This window comes from Microcoleus sp. S13_B4 (assembly GCF_036700885.1).
Taxonomy (GTDB): domain Bacteria; phylum Cyanobacteriota; class Cyanobacteriia; order Cyanobacteriales; family Microcoleaceae; genus Microcoleus.
This window is the reverse complement of record NZ_JAUBPU010000009.1, coordinates 79,434-103,537: the sequence shown is the minus strand read 5'-3', so window position 1 is coordinate 103,537 and position 24,104 is coordinate 79,434. Positions and strand designations below refer to the sequence as shown.

The window sequence follows — 24,104 nt, the reverse complement described above, 5'->3', positions numbered from 1 at the left end:
TCATTTTAGATCATAACTCAAACTATCTCGGTTTTGTCCGCTGCAATGATTTATTGCCGATCGCTAATGCATTCGGGACTGTCTCTACTTGGACTGTTGACGATCGCACTTACGGCCTTTGCTTTCATGGCTTCCGAAGCATAGGGCTTTAACAGGGGCAAAACTTCCTGAGCATTTTTAACAGAAGGATCTAGCCACTGTTCCCAATCGCTGTCGGGGAGAATCACTGGCATTCGATCGTGCATCGGCTGCACTGTTTCGTTAGCAGCGGTAGTAATTATACTGCAAGATACAATGTTTTCTTTTTCAGGAGATTCCCAATTTTCCCACAAACCGGCAAAAGCAAAAGGTTCGCCGTCTGCCTTTTGAAAATAGTAAGGCTGTTTGTTCTTTCCCTCCTGTTGCCATTCGTAGAAACCGTCAGCGACTATCAAACATCGCCTGTGCTTGATGGCGCTGCGAAAAGCAGGTTTTTCGGCTACAGTTTCCGATCGCGCATTGATCATCTTGCTGCCCATTTTCATATCTTTTGCCCAGCTTGGAATCAGACCCCAGCGCATAAATTGAAACTGTCGCTGCATTTTTTTTGTTTCAACTGTTACTGTGGCAACTGATTGAGTTGGGGCGATATTGTATCGCGGTTCGATGTCGGGAACTGCCGAAAGTTTGAAGAATTCGGCTATGATTTGACCTGAAGTAGTTAAAGTGTATCGTCCACACATAATTTATAATTGGTATTAACAAAAAGGTAGATTGCAATTTACCGTTGGGCGGGGCGGGTTTTCGAGATTATTGGTGTTAGGCAAAGATGGTTTGTAAAACCCGCCCCTACGAGACATTGCTAAATTGTGGAACATTCGCCGACAACCATTCGGCGCGCAATTTTTCAATAGCTAATTCTTTGAATTTAGCTTCTACTTCAATCCAAGGAGCCTGATAATAGCAATTAGGCATTTCTGTAATTAAATCGCTGTGGCGCGGATCGGCAAAAAATTCTCTGCCATTCGATATGTGCACTAATTGCAATTCAGGAACAGACCAAGTAGTGCGGGCTGCTGCGAGCATTTCGGCAACGCTGGGGTCGTCGTAAGTTTCTAAATGTTCGTGAATGACGTGGTGGTGGGCGTCAAAAACCATTGGTACGCCGGTATCGAGACAAACTTCTAAAATTTCCGAGGAACTGTAAGCGTATTCGTCATTTTCAAAGGTTAAGCGCGATCGAATGGATTCTGGCAAGTCGCGGATGACTGATTTAAGCTGCGAAGGGCGATCGCTCTTGCCGCCGTGAATGTTCATCAGTGCCTGCGGCGATCGGGGCTGTCCCAACATATCTAAAATTAAAGCATGAGCCGCGAGAATTTTAATGCTGTTTTCAACCACCGAAAGCTTGTCGGAACTGAGGACAACAAATTGATCCGGGTGAAGTACCAAACGGATGCCCAAAGACAAAGCGCGATCGCCCGTAGTCCGCAATTCCTCAGTCATGGACTTTAGCACTGCTTCCCCCAAATCTGTATCTGTAAAAGGGAACAGTGCAGAAGTCATCCGGTAGAGCTTAATCTGATTAGCCCAACAGAAGTCGATCGCTTTGCCAAGTCGTTTTAAGTTGTCTGTATAAAGCTCGCGCAATACTGTTTCTTGTTCAGTTTCTGTAAGTTGCAACAGTCGCTTTCGCGTGACAGTGCGAAAGCGAACGGCATCGGACGTTGTAATACAGACTAATCCCAATTCCGGCAATTTTTCCTGTTCCAATACTTTATTAATCTCGCTCATTTATCAATAATTCCTAACTTTAATTTTAGGTTAAATAGTTTTGTAGTAAGGACATTAGTCCTTGGTTTTGAAGCTGTTAGGTAATACTCAACCTGGCGAAAGAGTCCGGCAGAGATTGAAATCCCTGGCGGACTATGGAAGTGCAAGATGTAATTACTACAAACCTGATTTTTATCAAACATCTAATCAACCGCGTTGCAGATAGCATATCGATGCCAATTTAATCGATATAACTATTGCTGTTCTTCGCCAGACTCAGCCTCTTCGTCGGGTCGCGCGGTGGCAACAGGATTTTCCATTGCTTCGTTATGGAACGGATAGCCGGATGTTTCTTGATTTAGCGGGTCAGCGGGTTGGTCGTCAGGGGATGTAATTTGACCGTTAGTGTTGGTATTGGGTTTTGTGGAAGAGCCTTTATGGCTGGCGTGACCGCTGCTCATCTTTTTTTCCTCAATTAGGTTTATGGAACCATTTCTAGCTTAGACTTAGCTGCTGCGGGCGATCGCCTATCTTAAGTCAGAGATCTGCTTGAGTACATCGCACAGCAGAAAGTTTGTATTACTCTGCCATAGATTCGAGCAGACGACCAACTACAGGGTCAATCTGCCAGTAATCCTTACCGTCTTGCTTCTGATTTCCTAAATGCGAGACAAGACTGAGGATCTCCGCCCATCTGAGAGTCTGCTTGACAATTTCAGGCGATACATCATCAAGAACCTCAATTAATTCCTCAACCGCTGCTGCTTCTCCCCATTGGGCCAAAGTTCTCATCACCAGTTTTATTTGAGGTTCGCAACAGTCAAAGCCCATTGAATTAATTAATTTGTCAGAGTTATTAAATTGATTCTTCAGTTCAGCCAAGGAATCTTGCCAGCAATGCGGATTAGCTTGAGAAAATTGATAGAATTTTTGCAGCAGGTTTGGCCAATTCCCTGTAACTGCCGTAATCTTCTTTCTAACTTCTAGTTCGCTGGGTAAATTAACATCTTCCAACCAATGTCGCAGGGCGGCCTCGTGCCAAGGTTTGAGGCTGAAAAATCTCAGTTCCTTAAAGGAATCAAAACCTGTCCAATTATGAATAACTAACTGCCAAGCCTTCTCAGGATATGCGACGAAAACAAGCTGAATAAACGACTTTTCTTTAGTCAATCTTTTGAGTTTCTTAAGTGTGTCATCAACCCAATCCTTACTCCAAAGGGTGGTGGCTGATACAACAACGAGCGTCGTGGTATCTTTCTTGCGACGGTTAATAATTTCTGTCAAACGCTGGCTGAAATCCGATCGATCAGAGAGATTTTCTAAATAGTGAATTTTGCAATCCTTCTTACTAGATGCTGCTTCCATCATAAAAACTCTCAAATCGTCAATTCCTGCCGCTTGGCAGCCAAATATAATAGAGACACCGTACTCCCGGCGCAGCAGCTCTGATTCCTGTTGAACAGTTAAAGGACTCCGCCGGGAATCAGCTTTATTTTTGACAAGAGGAGACCTAAAAGTAGCAGGTTCGTATTCAGGTGGAGCTTTGCGGGGTCTCAGAAGTTCTGCTTCAATTTCTGGCTGCGTACCCATAAGCAAGGCTAAATTAGAACTTCTCAGAGTGAAGTAACCTGCATCGGTTTCTCGTAAAACTCCTAATCCGACCATTTCTTCTAGTAAAGCAAGAATTTCATCTTCCGATGACCTTCCCGCGAATCCCTCAGACCACCAATACAAGACTTGTTCGCGAATCCAAGATACAGAAAACCCATCCTCCATACCTGTTTCATTCTGCTGAGAACCATCAGCAATTGAGTAGGCAATTACTTCGTAGCGCAGATCGAGCCCCAGTGTCAACTTAAAGCGATCGCGAATATTATTGCGAAGGTCTTGACTTTGATAAGCTTCTTCTACATGGCGAGAAGCGATCGCGTAAGGCGGACTAATTTTAGGATCGAAAGTAGGGACATCTGGGTTAGTGATGTGCTTGAGTAACTGCTCGCAATAAAGTTGAATCAAGCTCGGATAATAGTTAGTCTGCCACAGAATGCGCGGGATTAAATCTGGCGATTCAAAACCATAGCCAAGACTAGCCAGCGGACGTTCTACCAAAGCTGTTGCGGCTCGCATTTCACCATTATTCAGCAGAGGTCCAATGCAGATCGGCTTGCCAAAGTGAGCCAGGGGATGGTTTGCTTGTCTAGTGGTTCTCAGAACGTTGTGCAATCCGGCAAAGACCACCTTAAAACGTCGGTTAGTTTCCGTCATTAATTTTCTGAACTCATCACAGCGTGGGAAATCCTCCTTACCATCGGCTTCCAGGAAATTATCTGCCTCATCCAACAACAGCAAAAAGCGTCGCTGATTGTCCGATTCCAGCCAACTTTTAATCCGCTGCAGGCTGCTTTCGCGGACGGAATTGCGCCGGTTGATACCGGGAATTTGCAATTTATCCAATTCTTCGTTTAGTAGATGCCAAATTTCATCTAACTGTTGCTGGCGCCCAATTTTTTTGATATCCAAAAATAGGGCGTTCCTTCCCGCGTCGGTTGCGTGAAAAGTCCGCTGTACATACTTAAGCAAAACCGTTTTACCTAACTGGCGGCCTCCATAAATTAAACAAGAACCTTCAGGATTGATTATAGATTCCCGTTCTCGTACTCGCCCGTAAAACATCTCAGGTGCAACCTCTCCCGCTGCGGTTTTATACGGTTCTAGAAAAGTAAAGGGTAAGGTACAGTCAAACAATACAGGTAAGCGTGTTTTTTGTTCTCCGCAAAGGTAGAGCATCAGCACATCATCTATAACAATGAAAGTGCTCCGACGCTGCCGGCACAAATCAGCCAAATCTCGGCGTTTCTTGACGGTCATTCGCCCAAAATGAAAAACGAAGACTGGCCCTCCCAGAGCAGTTTCTCCAACGGCATTGAGGAGATCCTGTTCGTTCGGTCTATCCCATAGGCAAAGAATGCGGTAATGACCCTTCGTGGCTGAACCATAGGCAGACACAGGACAGCGATTTTGGTCAGATATCGGCTCAGAATTAACGTCAATCCAGGTATATATTCCTAATTTTTTGACGGCAACAGATTTTATATTAAAACCGAGATTGCTGAGAATTTGGTAAGCATCTTTCTCTGTGACTTGATTTCTGCCCTTGACTGCAAACCAAGCATCCAGCATTTCAGCGGCTTTTTTGGCTTGGGGCCCCTGCGGCATCTGGATTTTGGCGATACTTTTGCCTTTGCCAATGTCTGCAGTTAGATTTTGCTTTTTTTGTCGATCGCGATCGCACTCCTCAAGCACTTTTTCGATTGCAGCATACTTATGCTCGAAGAAGTCTTTAAAAGCCTCTCTCTTTTCCTCTGGTTCAGGAAGCGATCGCCCCTTTTTCAGCATATCTATATATTCCTCGGCCGTCAGGATATCGCCTTGCTCCAATACACTGCAAATTCTGGTACGATCGGCATCTGCTATACCTGTTTGCTGAAGACTCTCTAATTCCTCGGATACTCGATCGATTTGTTCCTGGCGCTTGGCGCTAATTCCTTGACCGATCGCCCGAAGCAGCTCAATTTTTTCGGAAAACCGCCTGGTTGTTACCAGAGCATTTTTAATGCTTTCAATCTGTGCTGCATAAGCACTTCTATCTGTTTCTCTTAGTAAACCAAAAGCTACGGCACTTTCGAGCTGTTTGCTAGTAGTCTCGACCTGCTCCTGCAAAATTCCTTGACACTCTTCAATCCGATTATTTCGTAAGTCCTTTAGCTGAGCGATGTCTATTTTTGGTTCGGGGTAGAGTTCGAGGTATTCGATGATTTGTGCCGTAGCCTCGTGATTTCCCACAGCTTTTGAACTACAGAGATAACAGTGCAGATCGAATGCTTGTTGCCAATCCCAAATATCATTTTTGACTAACTCCAAAATTACCTCTATACCCGCTTCAGGAGTAGCGATATCCAGTTCCCAGGCATCGTCGATCGGGAGAGACGGCATTCTTAACAGCTCCGCGTGCAGGATATGTTTTAGGTAAGGTTCTGCGGTAGGCAATTCAGTATCTGGATCGAAGAGATTTCCGATATCTTTGACAGCTTTTCGGGAACAGGCAATACCAGCTAAAATAAACACTGGAGGTTTTGTTTCCTCAAAGGCATCCAATTCTTTAATAACAGTATCTTGAAGCTTCTCAATATCTTCTTTTAACTGTTGGGCTTCTTTCTGAAGATAATTGTCTCTTCGATCTAAGCGCGATTCCTGAATCTCAATCCACTTTCCCACCAAATCAACAGGTTCACGAACGCGATCGCGCAACTGAATCACGGCTTTCCCCATCATGGCATCACGGCGAGTGCGGTGGCGAATTTTACGGTCTGTCTTCTCAATTTCAGAGTCGATCTGGGATTCGTCAGACAATTGATTGACTTTCTGCTTGAGTTCTGAAAGTTTACTCAAATCTTTTTCAAGTACAGGAAATACTAAAGAGTGAATCAGTTCGTCAGGCTTCAACCAATCCTGCCAAACCTTCTTCGCCGGCGGGTAAATCATATCTTTTTTCTGTGCTTGAAACCACCAAGCTTCGATGTTTTGATGCAATTCGTCTAAAGATTTTTGTACGTCTGCTTGGTCTTTGGCTTTCTTGATGGCTTTGAGATCCAGCGCCCGCTGACCATCGCCGTGTTTGGCGATAATTTGGCAATAATCGTACAGTTTTGCAAGTCCAGCTTTACCGAAATGAAGCTGCTGGAGAAGGTGCTTCGCACCAGTATTTGGCGCTAGTAAAGACGGTCGCATTGCTGCTGCGGCCAAGAGCAAGCTTGCAGCTTGATTCCATTCACTTTTGTCTGGTAATGAATAGCTGGCGGTGTAACTGGTGAAGTCATCTTTAAGCAGATTTGCAAGTTTTCCATATCCTACGTCATAGCGCAGGTTTTGTCCTAGCAATACTGCTCGAATTAACTGCGGTGGCAGGTGCGGTTCAAAGTTGGAGTATTGTTTTTCAAAGCAGCGAGCTAAATGAAATGCAAGGCTGAGTTTTTGTTCAAAAATCAGTCGCCAAACTAAGTCGCGCAAAACTGCTGGGCGTTCTCGATCGGGGTCGTCCAAGATGGATTGAGCGATTTGTTGAGCGGTATCATTGGGCGAGAAGCTGTAGAGAGACTGTTTTTCTTCTTGTTTTTTATTTCCCGGCTTGTCAACTTCTTTTCCTTGCTTATTTTCCGAATTTTGATGATTTATCTGAGTTGCGATAGGGGCTTCTGTTGGTGGAATATCTGGGATATTTTCAGTGGTTGGCTGCGCGATCGCATCCTCTGTCAATACCGCGTTCAACTCTGCTGCGGGTGGTGGTTCGACAATAAGCACAGTTTCTGATTCCGGCTCATCAACTAAGAAAGTTTTCTCTAACTTATTGTTAGTAAAAACAGCAGGCATATCTGGTATTGCTTCGGTCTGGATCGTCAATTCTCGTCTGACTGCTGCCATCGCCAAAGGAATTCCAAATGATGCAGCTACGGCATTCTGTAAGGAAAATAAACGCTCGTAATCTGCTGCGTCCAATTCTGCAATTAGTGCTAGCAGTTTGCAGAATGGATGATTGCCGTCAGCCAAGAGTTGGGTGTCGGGATGCAAGTCAGACTCCTGCGATTCGGAGATGGCGCGTTGAAGTTCGCGGGCTTTTTCCTGACATTCCAATAATGACTGAAAATTGCTCTCTACTCGATGGGCGATCGCTAAAATTCGTTCCAGAACCCTCAAAGCAGAGTCGCGGACAAGAGCGATCGCACTTTTTTGCTTCTCGGCAAAATCAACACGCTCAAGTACAGACTTGATATCTGCCAAAGAACCAATTTCCTCAGTTGTAAGCATTGGCGATACTGCCAAATATTCAGCCATTTCTAGCACCTTGTCGCGAAGCTGAATAAACTTTTTATGGGACTCATCAAGTTCTTGAATCAGCTTTTGAGATATAGGTCTACCAGGGTTTAGCAATCTTCGACTCGCCTCTGACAGCCGTTTCTCTAATTGGGAAAAAACATCTTCTAGTGCGGTAAGTTGTTTGAGTAAGTCGGCTGAATTTTGTTTCATCGGTTTAATCGCTTCATTCAAGTCATTTTCGTCCCGTTCGGCAATGTGGAAATTATGCTCGTTCAAATTTGCATAAGTGAGATTGTTTTCATTTTTATCGGCACTCGACAGGTAAGTCTGAGCCAACTTTGTTTGTTCTCTATTTGATTCTTCTATGAAATTGTGAAAAGAAATTAATGGTTCAGTCATATTAGCTGTATCAAGTATTTTATCACGAACAGGCTCCTGTAAGAAAGTGTCGCAATGGCTGCGAGCCAAGTTTTCTGAGATGTTGAACTGTCTGGGCTGCATCGGTTGGGCGATCGGTTTTTTTGTCTCAATTTGATAAATTGGTGTAGGGCGAATATAATCTTTTAAAATGCTGTTGCGGTTGGGATGGCGCAATCTTAGTAAAGCCTTACCCTCAATTTGCCGAATCCGCTCGCGGGTAAGATTAAATATATTGCCGATTTCCTGTAGACTTTTCTCGCGGCCATCATCCAATCCGAATCGCATCCGAATAATGTCACGTTGTCGAGGGCCCAGAGTATCTAAAACGCTTTCTAAATCTTCTGCGAACAAATTTTTAGATGCTTGTTCTTCTGGTGTTTCTCCATCGAATTCAATCAACTCTCCCAATGTACAGTCTTCATAATCACCCATTTTAGTATCTAAGGAAATGATAGATTTAGCAGATGTAATAACCAATCGCAATTTGGCAATTGTTATCTCCATTTTAGTAGCGATTTCTTCTTCGGTAGGCTTGCGACTGATTTCTTCAGAAAGCTGTTTGGTAGTTTTCTTAATCTGCGAAATAGTTTCATAAACGTGAACTGGCAGGCGGATAGTCCGCGATAGATCGGCAATCGCCCGCGTAATTTCCTGACGAATCCACCAATATGCGTAGGTGGAAAACCTGTAGCCCTTCGTGCAATCAAACTTTTCTACAGCCCTGATTAAACCCAGATTTCCCTCCTGAATCAAGTCTAAGAAATCCACCCCTCGATTTTGATATTTTTTAGCGATAGAGACTACCAGCCGCAAGTTAGACTCTATCATTTTGTCTTTCGCTTTTCGGCTGCCCTCTAATTCTAACTCAGCAATTTTACGAGCTAGTTCAATCTCTTCCTCAGCCTCGATCATGGGAATTCGACCGATTTCTTGCAGGTAAGCGCGAAGTGAATCTGACGGTATACGGTCTTCTTTAAATTTGATGCTGTCAGGAATGGTTTTATGCCAAGCTTCGTGAAATTCGTCAAAGTTACTAAAGCCGTGATTTTTATGCAACTGTGCCAAGAAAATCTCGAAGAGCATTCTTAAATGAGAGTTGGTCGGACTGGCGAATGGGATATCTTTAATATGTTTGACTTTTCCTAATACATCTTCACATTCATTGCGTTTGTGCTGGCGGCGGTTGATAATGGATAAAGTCAGAGTTTCTCCATGCTGAAAAAGAACGATCGCGGGCATCCGTAAAATTTTATTAATCTCGCGGACAATCCCGTCAAGTTGTTCGATAGTGTACGCACTCCTCCGCAGTGCGATCGCGAAAAACAAGTAGGAAGTAAAAAAGGCACTCTCACCACTGCTAGTATCAAATTCGACAAACTGGTCATTATCTGCAATTTCTGTCCCGGTAAATTGGAAGAGAAAATCAACCGACAGCCATTCGTTTAAAAGAGCTTTTTGGGAGTTGAGCTTTTGATCTATGTCAAAAGTCGCAATAAAGTTATCCGAAGTATTGGGATAAAATTGACTCGTTCTGTCACTGCGGTAGCCAAGAGCAAAGAACAAATTACGGGCGTTATCGGCAAGTTTTCCGTTGGCAAAACTCTTTAAAGCTTGATTAATAGATGCTTTGGCTTGTTGTTCGCTGACGCTCATTTAATCACCAGCCAGGTGATCAGTTCAAAATCTGTTGTTGCTTTAACCTGATGCGGTTGTTCAACCAATACTGCACGGCGGCTAGACAGAAGGTTGCCGATGAGCCGCTTGTTGTAAATACCTGCAATTGAATCAACGGCCTCCTTCAGCAAATCGTTATACAAACTCATATCAGATCCGTTATTAGTTTGTCGATCGAACAAGTTGCACAACTCTTCATAGGGAACAGTACACCCCGCGCACAGCAACTGATATATTTCAAGTATTTGTTTGGGTTGAGCAAAAGTTAATCGCACTTCCTTATTTTCTCGAACGTAAACTAAAAAGTATGGCTGCAGCGGGTTAACGGTTTTATTATCAAGACAATCGCCTTTCTGTTTTAGGCAAAAAATTACGCCGGGAGAAATTATCGGATCCTCCGAGTTAGTTGGAACTACTGCATAGAGTCCTAAAGGGGCATCTTGGAGTAGTTTGCGGTTGCTCTCAATGTATTTGGCTAGTTCCATTCGGAAATCATCGAGAGTGAATTCCGTTAGGGCTACAGTCTCGGTGAAATCTTCGAGATCCAGCACCTCATCTTTCAATCGGAGCAACTGCTTGTCGCGGTATTTCAAATCACTCTCAATCACTTCTTGAATTTCCTTTACCTCCAGCAGGTTATCTTCAAATGTACCAGCCATGTCTGCTAAAGCCATCCGTGCTTCTACTCGATTTTTCAGATTGATGTATTGATCCAAGTCCTCTGTCGGCCAAAAATTAATTAATTGTACGGTATGGTTGGGGCTGCCAATGCGATCGCACCTACCGAACCGCTGGATAATTCGGACTGGGTTCCAGTGTATGTCGTAGTTAATCAGATAATCACAATCTTGTAAATTTTGCCCTTCTGAAATACAATCTGTGGCAATTAATAAATCAATCTCGCCGTCTTGCTGCATAGATGGAATTTGGGCGCGTTTCTTGGCGAAAGGTGAAAAATTTGTCAGGATGTGATTGAACTCGTTTTTGCCAAAGGTAGTCTTATTTGCCGCCGATCCGCCAGTCACCAAAGCTAAGTTAATTTTCAATTCTCCTCTTGCCCATTCCCGCAATCCTTCGTAGAGATAGACAGCCGTATCTGCAAAGGCAGTAAAGACTAAAACCTTGCGATTTGGTTTGCCATGCTTGTTAGTTGTAGGATGCTTGACTTTCTCGGCGATCAGTGCTTTTAAATCAGCCAGCTTGGCATCGCGTTCAACAGAAATGCTTTGGGCAGAATTGTAAATTTTTTTAAGCTGTTCCTTGTCGCGTTTCAGGTCTTTTAACCAGGTTTCGACATCGAGGTGCGCCATTTGAAATATCAGCTTCTGACCTACTTGCATGGCATCTTGCAACTCTTCATCGTCCAAGTCTTCAATCATCCAATCGCTGAAAGTTACTGTCGGGTTAGCGTCGCGAGATTGCTGCAATTGCTTAAATTTTTTAATTTTTGTCTCTAGAGCTTCAGTTTTGTTAATCGTGCGCTCCATTGTCAGCCCAAAGGAATGGATGGAGCTTTCTAAGCGTTTAAGAAAATTGACTTTCATCATGCCGATCAAACAGCGTTCGCGATCGCTCTGTCTGAAATTTCGCACTCTTTTATTTTCATACACCGAACGGTATGGCGGCAGGACATATTTTGAAGGGTTGAATAGCGAGAGTTGATATTTAGAAATTTCGCTGTTAAGCTGTTCGTAGGACATGAACTCACCCTTTAGGTCAATCTCAGGAAATACCGAGATGGGTTTGAGCCGTTCTGGAAAGCCGCCTAATTGAGCGATCGCATCTTTGTAGTATTTTTGAATGTGCTTGCGCGATCGGGCGATCGTCAATTCGTCAAGCAGTTTGAAAAAAGCAGAACTAAGTTCTTCCAGCAGTTCGCTAGTTTTGCGATCGCGACTTTTCTTGGCCCACTTGGTAAATTTCCCCTGAGCATCAGCTAGTGTATCGCGCAGACTGGCAATTCCCAGCGATTCCCCAAACGCAGCGTCGCCACCTTCTGTTATAAAATAAAGTTGATTCCGCAAATCCTTTAAATCATTGTTAACCGGAGTTGCTGATAAGAGTAGCACCTTAGTTTTGACACCGCTCTTGATAATGTCATCCATCAGCCTTTCGTAACGGCTCTTTCTAATTAGATTGCCAAATTCGTCCCGTTTACTCTTGATGTTGTTGCGAAAATTGTGGGATTCGTCAATAACAACCAAGTCATAGTTGCCCCAATTAATCGTTTCTAAATTAATGTCCCCAGAACAACCGGAATCGCGACTCAGGTCTGTGTGACATAGGACTGTATAGCTAAAGCGGTCTTTAATAAAAGGATTGATATCGCTATTGTTCTGTGCTAGATATACAGTCCAATTCTCGCGGAGTTTTTTGGGACACAGAACCAAAACTTTTTCATTGCGAAGTTCAAAATATTTAATAACCCCTAGAGCTTCAAATGTTTTACCTAAACCAACACTGTCAGCAATAATACACCCGTTATATCGTCGGATTTTATTGAGGGCTGCCTTAACTCCGTCTTTCTGAAATTCAAATAGAGATTTCCAGGTTTCTGTATCAAATAGGTGTAGCTGTTCGCTGAGAATATCGCTTTTTTCTAGGTCATCTAGAAAAGTCTCGAAGATATGAAACAGAGTTTTGTAGTAGATAAACTCAGGAGTATTATTCTGGTAAAGTTGCTCTAGGTACAGCAGCACATCTTGTTTGACATCTTCGATCAGTTCGGCATCATTCCAGAGTTCATCAAACCAAGCTTTAAGGTCGCGGGTATCGCGTTTACTATCTACTTCTAGATTGAGTTCAATATTGTTATATTTCGTACCTAATCCCAGTCCCCGCACGGTAAAATTAGAACTGCCCATAATAGCATTTTCAGTTCCGTTATGAGCAATGTGATACATTTTGCCGTGCAGTAAATTAGATTGCTTTACCGACCGTATCTGTACTTTTTTTTCAATCCATTCTGCACATTCTTTCGCAACCCGCTTTTGCTGCAACCGATTCTGTAGCTGCAAGCCCTGATCCTCAATTTGGAACGCCTTTTTATCGGTTTTACTGGGGTCAAGGGACTTGATGAAGCGCGGTTCGCCAAACAGAAATTTCAAGCTTTTAATACATAGAAGTTGTTGCTTCAAAGCATCAAAAGCATAAATTGTAAAGTAAGCAGAAACAATTGACAAGGTTGAGTTTTCCTCGACCTTGGCTTTCAAAAAATCGCCCACAGTGCCGCGGTGGCGGTTGTCTCTAATTGCCGACTTTGGGAGAGAAGCATCATGCTGTGACATAGCCTACCTTTATGCGGTTGTTGCACTAGGCTATATTCTACATCTTCCACCCTTCTCAAGAACAGGCAAGATGCCTGTTCCACAACACATACCGATATTGTACAATCAACTCCGCAAACGGCCCGATCGCAGAATGCTAATAATTAACCAAAAACCCAAAAAACTCGCCGCCCCAAACAAACCAGTGCTCAGAAAAGATAGCTGAGAAGTTTGTGCGTTAGAAGAAATAATTGCCGCCCCCACAATCAGCGAACCCACCACAATACTAAAAGAAAGTCGGTTCGCAGAATCCCCCAGAGTGCGGCGTAGCGGATCGAGTTCTTTTAGTGTCAAGTTCCACTTCAAAGTTTCCGAAGTAACCCGGTCTAAAAGCACTTCCACCTGTCGCGGAGATTGCAAAGATAAGCTTTTGAGATCGAGGGCAGTTCTTAGCAGAGCTTGGATCGGATCATCTCCTAATAACTGACGCCGAAACATATCAGTCATCAGCGGTTTGACCTGCTCTACAATATTAAATCTGGGATTAAAAGAGCGCGCCAGTCCCTCCAAATTAGCAAGAGTTTTTGCATATAAACCGAGATTGCTGGGAAGTCGAATTTTATTTTTGCGAGTGATTTCCAGCACCTCATAAAAAATTTCCGACAAGTTCATTTGTGACAAGCTCACATTGTAATACTTGCGGAGCATTCGAGCTAAATCGTTCTCTAGATTAACTAAACTTGTCGGCTGAGCAAATTCTGCCATTTCTAAAGTTAATTGAGCGCAGCGCTGAGCGTCCAAATCGACAATTGCCAGCAACATTTCTGTCAAATTCTGCTGAGTGCGCGGGTCTAATCTGCCGACCATGCCGCAGTCCAGTAAAGCTATCCGGCCGTCTTTGAGATAAAATAAATTGCCGGGATGCGGGTCTGCGTGAAAGAATCCGTCGATGTACAACTGCTGGAAGAAAACACGGCAAAGCAGCGTTGTAATTTCTTCGCGTTCGGCGTTTATATCTCCTTTTTGGCGAATTCCTTGCAAATCGCCTAACAAAATCGGTACTCCGTTTAGCCACTCCATTACTAAGAGTTTTTTTGTGGTTAACTCCCAGTTAATTTCTGGCAACACAACTTGTGTGGGGTCAAACCATTTACTTTTAGATAAATTGCGGCGCAGTTCGTCTGTGTAGCTGGCTTCTTGAATGAAGTCTAATTCTGCACGCAGGGCGATCGCAAATTCTTCTGCTAACGCGACAATATCGTATTGTTGACCGAAGTCTGTGAGCATGACAAGTTCTGCCAAACCTCGCAGTACGGCGATGTCTTGTTCGATGACAATCTCAATACCGGGGCGCTGAACTTTGAGGGCGACTTCGCGGCCGTCTTTTAAAGTAGCTTTGTGGGTTTGGGCGATCGAACCTGCGGCGACAGCTTGAGTGTTAAATTTGGCGAAGGTATCTTCGAGAGATTGTGTGAGTTCCTGGCGGACGATTGCTTCTACTTGCGACCACGGTACGGGCGGCACTTCCGCTTGTAGCGTGGAGAGAGTTTCGATGTAGCTGGCCGGCAAAAGGTCGGGACGGGTGCTCAGCAATTGTCCCAATTTGACAAAAACTGGGCCTAATTCGACGAGGATGTTGCGGAGAACTGCTGGAGTTGGGAGACTGGGTGCGTCGGTTTTGCGGCCGGTTAGGAGGCTTTTCATGTAGTCCCAACCGTTGCGGAAGACGACCTCTAGAATTTCTCCTTTGCGAGAAGTGTTTTGAACTAGGCTAAACAAGGGGCCTCCGGGTCGATCGGGTTTAAGGGCTATATAACTACTAGGATAGCGCTGTTAACCAAGCTGACGAGTGTCTTGAGGAATAACTTGGGGGAAATAGTGGGAATGGGCGAAGGGGGAGAGGGCAGAAGTTCGTAGTAAGGACTTTAAACATTTCGGTAAGAAAGGACTTTAGTCCTTACTACAAAAAAAACTTCCGGGACTTTCGCTACACGTATTTTGTTGTGTTTGTCCTCACAGCAAATCTTTCAATTTCTCATCTTCTCCTAACACTTTGATTACCTGTTTAATTTCCTGCGTCCTGTCCTTTTTCACAATCAAAGTCACATTGCCATCTCTGACAACTACGACATCTTCTAAACCAATGGTGACGATGACTTCATTCTCATCTGCGGCATAAAAAATGCCGCCCTTGGTATCAATTCCCACGTGTTTTGCTAACTCGACATTCGGCTTATCTCCTTGCAGCAAACGCCCGATCGCATTCCAATCTCCCAAATCGTCCCAACTAAAGCCTACGGGCAGAACACAAGCTTTTTGCGTCTTCTCCATCAAAGCGTAATCGATGCTAATTTTTGGTAATTCCGAGTAAGCCTGCGCCCCTTTTGCTTCCAAAGCTGCCATCATTTCCGGTACATGATTTCGCAATTCTGTCAAGACTGTGCCAACTCGAAATACAAAAATGCCGCCGTTCCAGCTAAACTTGCCGCTGGCTACAAACTCTTCAGCAGTTGTGCGATCGGGCTTTTCGGTAAACCGGGCTACCCGATAGGCCGGAAAACCCGCAAAACTGCCAATTTCCTCGCCTTGTTCGATGTAGCCGTAGCCGGTGGAAGCATAACTCGGTTTTACTCCCAAAGTGGCGATCGCATCCTGATTTCTCGCCAACTCGGCAGCCGCCTCCAAAGTCTTGATAAACTCCTGTGGTTCCCCAATCCAGTGATCCGCCGGGAAAAAACCCACCACCGCATCCTCACCGTAACGCTTGGCAGTTTCTATAGCAGTCCAAGCCACGGCTGGCGCAGTATCCCGGCCCTCCGGTTCCGCCAGCAAATTCTCAGGAGGTAAAAGCGGCAATTGTTCCCGGACTCCCGCAGCCAACATTTCCGACGTTACCACCCACAAATCGTCCCAACCGTTACCTAATTCCAAAAGTCTTTCCGCAGTAGCCTGCAGCAAACTCTTGCCACTACCGTCGAGACTCAAAAACTGCTTGGGGCGCTGCTTGCGACTCAGCGGCCAAAAACGTTCGCCTTTACCGCCGGCGAGAATTACGGGAATTAAGGTTTTGGTCATGGTTTGAAGTTTAAGGGTTCTGATCTATTTTGCTCGACAGCTTATAATTATGAAGAGAATTGTAGCTGTCTGCGGGTTTTAGGGACGAGCTATATTTTTTTTTGGGAAAATTGCGTCTGTTGCTGGGTGTAAAATTCGAGGGGTTAATTTTGTCGGCTGTAATCCAATTTCTGTAAGGGTTTGAGGCCGGTTCCTGGGGAAAACGGCAGACGCAATTGCTGAAGCCTTTATCTGATAAGGGTTTGAGGGGGAAAGTCTAAGTAGAGTATTGACAAGCCGGAGGCTGAAATGGTATTTTTGCTCCACTTCAATTTGATTTCTTAATAATTCACAAGAGTAGAACCCAAGGCTACAGTTATCTCAAAAGAAGTGGGAAAACACACCGTCCAAATGGATGAACTATGGTATGAAAGTAGACAACAAAGGGAATAAACAATGGGTTTGGTTAGTGATGGATGCCAAGACTCGGGAAGTGAGCGGATGTCATAAGTAGTTAAGCAAAATTAATTACATAATTATCTCCAAATTCTTTAAGAATTCTTTCTACAGATGAAACAAGAGATTGCCAGCTAGAGTAGGCATCTATTTCGAGCCATGGATATTTGATAAACCGCCACAAAATCTCAATTAAATTCAATTCAGGTGAATAAGCAGGCAATTCAAATATAGTTAAACCGCGTTCTTTCCATTCTTCAAGTTTATCGAAAATGGCATTGCTAGTATGAATAGAAGCTTGATCGACCACAATAAATGTTGGCCGCTCCACCACAGCAAAGAAAGTATCTATGCAGGCTATGATTACATCAGAATTAATAGTCTGCTCTGAAACATAAGCATGAAGCGTGTTTTGCCGATTCATGATTCCCAAGACATTTAAACGCTTACTCCCTTCCCGCCAGAAGATTATAGAGATCACCACCATTCTATTACTAATCCAGCCATCTTTTTTTAACCGCAGAGACCCAGAGAGCGCAGAGGGCATAGATAAAATATTAATCTATAGTCTAAGAGTGGGAAGGGAGTAGTTCTACGACTATCAATTGACAAATATTCACCAATATCTTACCATCCATAAGGGACACAAGGGATGTCACAAAATCCGGATTCATCCAAATAGTATAAATCAATTTTTTTCTCATCTTCTAGGTGTTTTAATTCTGGCCATTTTTCTGTTTTTTCTTTATATTCTATGGAGTCTGGCTTACCGCCAACACCTCGACGCATCCTATGCCAACTCATACAAAGTTTTTTAAGTATTCTCTTAATAGTTTCCGTACTGATATTAATATCCCATTCTTGTTTAATATTTTGCATTACTTGCTTTAATTGTCTTGGCTCCAATTTTAGCCAGTCTCTAATTTGAGCTGATTGTGCGGAATCAAAAGTTTTTTTTCTGCCTCTACCTGGTTTATTGTATAATCCGAGCATTCCCTCATATTCCCATCGATTCAACCAGTTATACATAGTCTTATAACTAACTTGAAAAAATTTCATCAAGTTTTCATTGTTGACACCTTGTGAAACTAAGATCAAAAAATGCGATATTTGGCGCACTTGATGATGTCTGCTTTCGCGATAAATTCGGTTCAGAATTTCAAGGAAAGTGGATTAATCTCTCGAAGTAAAAACATATAAAACCTATTTAAATACAACTTAATACTTTAGTATATCATATTAGTTATTTATGTAATTAATTTTGTTTAACTACTTAATGCGAAGCCTTGATGCTGAACTTTTCTTTAATAAACCGGATATAAAGGTGCTTGAAAGCCGACTTCACCACGCGGGGCATACCAAAGTCGATCGGCATCATGCTTTCCGGCAACTTCCAATCCAAAACCTTGAGATTTTCCGGCTGCAAAAGCGGAAAATCTATCGCCTCTAAATTCGAGCACAGTCCCAATCTCATCGCCGCAGCTACAGTCGGAACCGCCGCCGGATCAGCATTAATAATTTCAACTAAAGTTCTGTCCAAAGCAAACACATCATCAGACGCGGCCAAAATTCCCAAAAACTTCGGTTCGCCGCCGCTTGGCCCGTTACCTTCGTGGCCGATAATGCCATCCAAAATTGTCAAATTTGGGTTAATTGCCCGGGCAGTTTCTACCAGCATTTCACCGAATCTGGCGCTATCCTTGCCAGCTTCCATGTGCCACCAAGCCTTCATTTTGCCGGGGACGCAGCCGAACAAATTTTTCACGCCCATTGTCACCGTTAATTGAACATGAGATTTTAGTTTGGGCAAATTAATAACTACATCCGCTTCCATTGCTTCTTTGCAAATTCGCAGATGATTGAAATCTTCGCTGACTGTTTCATAGCGTTTTCCTTGAAACTCAACTACTGGCAAATTCAGTTCTTCCAACAGCGGCAAATAACCGTTGGCTTTGGCTACACCCATTGCGCTGCCAAAAGCGGGACTATCACCTAAAAACGGTTTCCCTCCCGCTTCAATGACCATCTTAGCCACGCAGTAAACTAATTCTGGGCGGGTGACGCATTCTTTTGTAGGGCGAGAACCTGTGAGGAGATTGGGTTTGAGTAAAACCCGATCGCCCGATTTGACAAAAGCCGAGATTCCGCCCAAGGGTGCGAGCAAACTTTCTAAAGATGCTTGCAAGATTTGGCGATCGTATGAATTGGCACGAATTAAACTAACAGCAGACATAATTAATTGTGAATTAATGTGTAATTGGTAATTGGTAATTGGTAATTTCTCCTCGCTATTAATTGTCAGCGATTCCCATTACCCATTACCATTACCGCTAACTAGCAACTCGGTTTAAGTATCCATCGGCAATCTGCCAACAGCAGCCCGCTGCATGGTACTAACTCGCAGCGAGTTAGAGAAGATTCCTTGACCTTGAAGTGCCGGGATAGCAGGTTTTACTTCTACTTTTACCAACCGGGCAGTGCAGATAAAAACCGTTTGATCGGCTAAATGGAAAGTCAACCAAGGTTGATTTAACAAATTCAGCACTTCCTCTTGGAATTCTTGTGCAGGCATCGGAATAGTAAAGGTTTCTGTGTGACCTTCCACATAATGAAACGTCACTTGAGTCGTGTTCTCTTTATCTTGAGTTAATTTGGAAAAGGAACCTGCACGCATAAATTTTGCTCCAAAATTTTAAACTATAAAAAAATTCAGAATTAAATATCAAAAAATTTAATTTTGAATTGTTTAACTTTAACCTGTGGCCATCAAGCAGAACTCAGAAGGCAGAAAGCCGAATTAAATCGAGTTCAGCCTTCTAGTATCTAGTTGATACTTGCGATCGGCTAAGCGTTAGCAGAAGATGTTGGCATCGCACTCATTTTTTCTAAATCTAGAACTTTTGCCAAGTCTTCTGCACTCATTAAACCCCTTTCTAGCACAATTTGCCGCAAAGATTTGCCCGTTTCTAGAGATTCTTTAGCGACAGCGGCGGCGTTGAGATAGCCGATGTGGGTGTTGAGGGCGGTAACGAGGGCGAGACTACCTTCTGCGTAAGCAAGACACCGATCGCCCTTAGCTTCAATTTTTTCGAGGCATTTGGTGCTCAGGGCGCTGATGGTATTGCCTAAAATTTCGATGCTGTGAATCAGATTGTAGGCGATGAGGGGCATCATCACGTTCAATTCTAATTGTCCTGCTTGGGCGGCCAGGGCGATCGCGCTATCGTAACCCATAACTTGAAAACAAACCATCGATGTCATTTCTGCCATCACAGGATTATATTTTCCCGGCATAATTGACGAACCAGGTTGCACAGGAGGCAGTTGAATTTCTTTCAAACCCGTTTTCGGCCCTGAGTCCATCAAACGCAAGTCGTGGGACATTTTAACGCAATCCTGAGCGAGATTTCGCAGTGCACCGGACACATTTACAAACGGTGCCATACTCTGCATAGCTGCCATTAAATGCCTTGCTGGTTTCAGGGGTTGGTCGATTAATTCTGAGAGAATTTCAGCAACTTTTTGACAGTATTCAGGGTGAGTATTTAAGCCTGTTCCTGCCGCACTTCCCCCCAATCCCAGGGATGTCAAATCATCGGATGCCCTGTCAATTCTCAAAGTATGTTCTCTGAGAATTTGCGCCCAAGCGCCGAAGGTATCGCCGAGTCGAACCGGTACGGCATCTTGCATATGAGTGCGGCCGGATTTAACAATATTTTTGAATTCTTCTGCCTTGTTTTCTAGGGCGAATACGGCCTCCGACAATGCTGGAAAAAGAGTTTTTTCTAACGCCAACAATCCGCCGATCCGAATCGCCGTCGGAATCACATCATTTGTTGATTGACCGTAGTTTACGTGGTCGTTAGGACTAACGCGCTTGTAGTTGCCTTTTTCCTCGCCCATAATTTCCAAAGCGCGATTTGAAAGAACTTCATTAACATTCATGTGGTGAGAAGTTCCGGCGCCAGCTTGATAGACATCAACTACAAATTGATCGCGCAATTTGCCAGCTAGGATTTCATCTGCTGCTTGGACAATGGCTTGACTAATGTCTTCGGGAATGCAGCCGAGTTCGCCATTGGCGAGCGCAGTAGCTTTCTTAATTAATACACAAGCATCAACGTAAGTTGATAAAGGCTTAATGCCACTGATCGGGAAATTTTCAATAGCCCTTAGAGTTTGGATGCCATAATAGACATTAGATGGGATTTGTTTGTCTCCCATAGAGTCGCTTTCGGTGCGGTAGCTGATGGTTGGGTGTTCGCTCATATCGCTTTGTTTGTGATGATTGGGAATTGGGATTTTTTTTAACGCTGCTGACTGTCACTGCTGTTTTACCTAACCGGCGGACTCAGTAACATACAAGTCACGATTGTAAATAATTATCTCACACTCCGAGTTAAATCTCAAAGCTAAAATTTTCAATTAATATTACTTCCCTAAACCTGTGCAAGAGTAGTTGTGTAATTTCGACTTTGTTAGATAGCGTACTTCTGTACTTTATTAGAGACAATTTGCGTGTTTAACAATAAATATCAAACCCTACTGCGGAATTTTGTTACAAAAATTCAAGTTAGAATTTTCTGAAAGTTGTTATATTTGGTAGCACAAACAATTTTGCAACAGGCGAATTGCCAAAAATTATGCCGCGTTACCCAACCATAGATGATGTTCCTACCCTCCAAGAGGCACTGGAAGGAATAATTGTTGAAGATTTAAAAAAGCTGAATGCACTGTTGTCGGGCGATCGTAAATTAACCCGCAAAGCTGACCTGGTTGCTGGGATTAAACAGCAAATGCAGGGAGAAAAACTTAAGCAAGTTTGGGCGCAATTAGACGACCTGCAAAAAGCGGCCGTAGCGGAAGTTATACATGGGTCAGGTGGTGGCTATGATGCCGATGTATTTATGGCGAAATACGGACAACAACCAGACTGGGGAAAGAGCGATCGCTATGGATATAACCGAGAACCCTCCCTACTATGCTTGTTCTTCTACGGCACTGTGATACCCTACGATCTTGAACAAAAATTGCTGAAGTTTGTGCCAAAACCTCAAGCAACTCCCTTAAATGTGGTTGGCGATGTACTGCCAGATAATTTTATTATTCGTGTAGAAAAACATAACTTTCGTACATCTCAAAGAGAGGTATCCGAGTACGAAGTTCCTTTGACAACTTGTGAAATGGAACGGGCAGCCCCAAAGGATTTGGAAGCAGTTTTGCGTCTGATTCAGTCGGGCAAAGTTGCCGTTAGTGAGAAAACCGCATTACCTGGTGCCACAACTCTCAAAGCGATCGCCGCCGTATTGCAAGGGGGTGATTTTTATAACGACGAACAGCGCCAAGCTACCGTGGAAAAGGGCGATATATTCTACGAGGTTGGTAACATCAAATCCTTTGCTTGGGCCGCGATCGCCCAAGGGAGCAAATTCGCCGAACTATCGGGCAAAAAGCTAGTTTTGACCAAAGCGGGACAGAAAGCTTTGCAAGAATCACCTGCCAAAGGATTACAGACAGCATGGAAGCGCTGGTTAAAAACAAACTCTTTTGATGAATTTCGCCGCATTGATGCGATTAAAGGACAAACCGGCAAGGGCGCGCGCGGCATGACAGCGGTGGCGGGGCGGAGAGAGGCGATCGCCTCAATTCTAGCAGAATGTCCTGTCGGTAAATGGGTTCTGTTTAGCGAATTTAGCAGGTATATGTTGGCAACGGGCAATCGGTTTGAAGTAACGCGCGATCCCGACAATCTCTACATTTCTGAATTTGGGTATGGTAACTTAGGATATTCGGGCAGTCACGATTGGCATATTCTGCAAGAAAGATATATGCGCTGCCTGTTGTTTGAGTATGTTGCTACCCTGGGAATAATTGATGTTGCCTATGCCGATCCGTCCCTCGTACCCAGCGATTTTGACGATCTTTGGGGTACGGACGATTTGAGATTTCTCAGCCGCTACGACGGCTTAATCTCTTTTCGCCTGACAGCTTTGGGGGCTTACTGTTTGGGATTGACTCAGAATTACACCCCGCCAGCAATTGAGTTCCGTCAAACACTCCGCGTACTGCCCAATTTAGATATTGTTGTAGCAGGAGAAGGCATCGCGACATCAGATGCGATCGTCCTCGATCTCTATGCTAAAAAAGTTTCAGATGTCGTCTGGCAACTCGATCGACAAAAGCTATTTACCGCCATTGAAGCCGGATACCCGCTAGCAGAATTTAAAGAAGTTTTAGAGACAAGAAGTATCGAACCGCTACCCGAAACGGTACAGCAATTTCTGACGGATGTTACAGAACGAGCGAATAGTTTGCAAGATGTAGGAACAGTCAAGTTAATCGAATGTACAAACGCCCATTTAGCTGTGTTGATTGCCAATGATTCCCGTACCAAAAAATTCTGTCAGCTAGCGGGCGATCGCACTTTAGCAGTTCCATTATCCCAGGAAACTATATTTCGCAACGCCCTGCGACAAGTCGGCTACGTCTTACCCCAGCGGGATAAATAGTACGATCGTGTCCGGTGGTATCGATCGTACTCGCGCCAGGGTGAAGCAGTCGGATACAAATCCTGAAATTTATTGCAGGGACAATCGCCCGACTGCTTCACCCCTACAAGTATCTATAGCAATCCTAAATCATTTGTGAATTTCTTACTCCCTCCCCGCGGGTTCGGGGAGGGTTGGGGTAGGGTAAAAAATTTACGACTCCTGCAAGGATTGCTATAGAACCCATTTGATCTCACATTCCGCACCCTCAACTGTCACATCGACCCCAAAAAGCCTGAAATGCTTATTTAGTAAGCATTTCAGGCTTTCCTAGACAAATCCCTTTACCACTCTTTTATTCTCAATAGCCAACAACTATTGAGAATAAATCAGAGGACTGATCCGTATAACCCCTATTGTTTTGTTGGCAAAAAACAGTGTGCCAGTTCAGGGTGCGGAAGGTGGGTTTGATATCTTTTTAGGCGGTGCCTAGTCGTTTAAGCAGCAGTCGAATGAAACAAAGCTTGAGCAACGCAAAGGAACGAGCAAGTGTACGGTCAAAGTTTTTGACCAAGCTTTTACATCTTTCCACCCAAGCGTTTGACCTCTCAATCACCCATCTCGCGGCAACAGGCACAAATCCAGATTGTCATGAAAGTCTCTTTTTCGGCTTTCGATGGTTTGGCCCAGAGTTCAAATTGAATCTTAGTCATGATATCGGGATAAATATCTTCCAAGGCAAGAGTTGCGTTTTTCAGTCTTGGTAGCCGTTATCTAATAAGATGGCGGTATATCGGCAACGAAGCCGGTTTAGATTTGAAATAATCGATGTTTTGCTCAAACATTTCAATCAACCCCGAGGGTCGTCAGATATGTTAGCTTTGGTGCAATGAGTGAAGAAGGGAAAGCCCAGGATATCCACTGCCAGATGTCTTTTGATGCCAAAGCGTGCATTTGTAGAAACAAAAACCTTTCGACTCAACACTAGCATTACAAGTGTTTTTCGCTCATGAGTGAGTCAACTATTATCAATGTCGTCCACTGTGGTTTTTTTGACTTGTTCGCGCACATTACTATGTAATGTTGTCATGATCTGAGCGAGCGCGCCGTCTTCACACCAATT

At 43.9% G+C, this 24,104-nt stretch carries 11 protein-coding genes and 2 pseudogenes; 1 reads left to right on the top strand and 12 read right to left on the bottom strand.

The genetic code is table 11. The features are described 5' to 3' along the window. Positions 1-50 precede the first annotated feature (50 nt). The 12 genes and pseudogenes from QT994_RS08110 to QT994_RS08050 form a co-directional block, all read right to left on the bottom strand. On the bottom strand, positions 51-722 hold the full coding sequence (locus tag QT994_RS08110; protein WP_333173270.1) for an SOS response-associated peptidase: 672 nt from the start codon (positions 720-722) through the stop codon (positions 51-53). Between the two features lie 106 nt (positions 723-828). Next, positions 829-1,773 (bottom strand): UV DNA damage repair endonuclease UvsE, encoded by a 945-nt coding sequence (gene uvsE, locus QT994_RS08105; protein WP_333173268.1) that lies wholly within the window; start codon positions 1,771-1,773, stop codon positions 829-831. Positions 1,774-2,006: 233 nt separating this feature from the next. Continuing rightward, the gene (locus QT994_RS08100) at positions 2,007-2,213 is read right to left on the bottom strand and encodes a hypothetical protein (protein ID WP_172190898.1); all 207 of its coding nucleotides are present in this window, start codon (positions 2,211-2,213) and stop codon (positions 2,007-2,009) included. A gap of 118 nt (positions 2,214-2,331) precedes the next feature. Next, positions 2,332-7,614, bottom strand: coding sequence for an AAA family ATPase (locus tag QT994_RS27770; protein ID WP_445243882.1), 5,283 nt, complete (start codon positions 7,612-7,614; stop codon positions 2,332-2,334). A gap of 558 nt (positions 7,615-8,172) precedes the next feature. Beyond that, positions 8,173-9,039 (bottom strand): annotated as a pseudogene (locus tag QT994_RS08090) (sigma-70 family RNA polymerase sigma factor); the annotation flags it as partial. Positions 9,040-9,692: 653 nt separating this feature from the next. Beyond that, positions 9,693-13,004, bottom strand: a complete 3,312-nt coding sequence (locus QT994_RS08085) for a helicase-related protein (protein ID WP_333173266.1) — start codon at positions 13,002-13,004, stop codon at positions 9,693-9,695. A gap of 105 nt (positions 13,005-13,109) precedes the next feature. Further along, the gene (locus QT994_RS08080; RefSeq protein WP_333173265.1) at positions 13,110-14,762 is read right to left on the bottom strand and encodes an AarF/ABC1/UbiB kinase family protein; all 1,653 of its coding nucleotides are present in this window, start codon (positions 14,760-14,762) and stop codon (positions 13,110-13,112) included. Positions 14,763-14,996: 234 nt separating this feature from the next. Continuing rightward, positions 14,997-16,058, bottom strand: a complete 1,062-nt coding sequence (locus QT994_RS08075) for a mannose-1-phosphate guanylyltransferase (protein ID WP_333173263.1) — start codon at positions 16,056-16,058, stop codon at positions 14,997-14,999. Between the two features lie 493 nt (positions 16,059-16,551). Further along, positions 16,552-17,612 (bottom strand): annotated as a pseudogene (locus QT994_RS27765) (IS630 family transposase). A 154-nt stretch (positions 17,613-17,766) separates the two neighbouring features. After that, positions 17,767-18,726 carry a DUF362 domain-containing protein gene (locus QT994_RS08060; RefSeq protein WP_333173258.1) on the bottom strand — a complete coding sequence of 320 codons (960 nt, stop codon included), beginning with the start codon at positions 18,724-18,726 and terminating at the stop codon, positions 17,767-17,769. Positions 18,727-18,840: 114 nt separating this feature from the next. Then, positions 18,841-19,167 (bottom strand): hypothetical protein, encoded by a 327-nt coding sequence (locus tag QT994_RS08055; RefSeq protein ID WP_333043810.1) that lies wholly within the window; start codon positions 19,165-19,167, stop codon positions 18,841-18,843. A gap of 170 nt (positions 19,168-19,337) precedes the next feature. Beyond that, complete coding sequence (locus QT994_RS08050; RefSeq protein WP_333173256.1) at positions 19,338-20,762, bottom strand: aspartate ammonia-lyase; 1,425 nt, start codon at positions 20,760-20,762, stop codon at positions 19,338-19,340. 374 nt (positions 20,763-21,136) lie between these two features. Between QT994_RS08050 and QT994_RS08045 the strand changes: the two genes are divergently transcribed. After that, complete coding sequence (locus tag QT994_RS08045; protein WP_333173254.1) at positions 21,137-23,002, top strand: hypothetical protein; 1,866 nt, start codon at positions 21,137-21,139, stop codon at positions 23,000-23,002. Positions 23,003-24,104: the final 1,102 nt, after the last annotated feature.

Coding starts and splice junctions, on each gene's coding strand:
- QT994_RS08100 (WP_172190898.1), bottom strand. CDS start 2,213: ATGAGCAGCGGTCACGCCAGCCATAAAGGCTCTTCCACAAAACCCAAT.
- QT994_RS08075 (WP_333173263.1), bottom strand. CDS start 16,058: ATGACCAAAACCTTAATTCCCGTAATTCTCGCCGGCGGTAAAGGCGAA.
- QT994_RS08085 (WP_333173266.1), bottom strand. CDS start 13,004: ATGTCACAGCATGATGCTTCTCTCCCAAAGTCGGCAATTAGAGACAAC.
- QT994_RS08045 (WP_333173254.1), top strand. CDS start 21,137: ATGCCGCGTTACCCAACCATAGATGATGTTCCTACCCTCCAAGAGGCA.
- uvsE (WP_333173268.1), bottom strand. CDS start 1,773: ATGAGCGAGATTAATAAAGTATTGGAACAGGAAAAATTGCCGGAATTG.
- QT994_RS08050 (WP_333173256.1), bottom strand. CDS start 20,762: ATGAGCGAACACCCAACCATCAGCTACCGCACCGAAAGCGACTCTATG.
- QT994_RS27770 (WP_445243882.1), bottom strand. CDS start 7,614: ATGCTTACAACTGAGGAAATTGGTTCTTTGGCAGATATCAAGTCTGTA.
- QT994_RS08055 (WP_333043810.1), bottom strand. CDS start 19,167: ATGCGTGCAGGTTCCTTTTCCAAATTAACTCAAGATAAAGAGAACACG.
- QT994_RS08060 (WP_333173258.1), bottom strand. CDS start 18,726: ATGTCTGCTGTTAGTTTAATTCGTGCCAATTCATACGATCGCCAAATC.
- QT994_RS08110 (WP_333173270.1), bottom strand. CDS start 722: ATGTGTGGACGATACACTTTAACTACTTCAGGTCAAATCATAGCCGAA.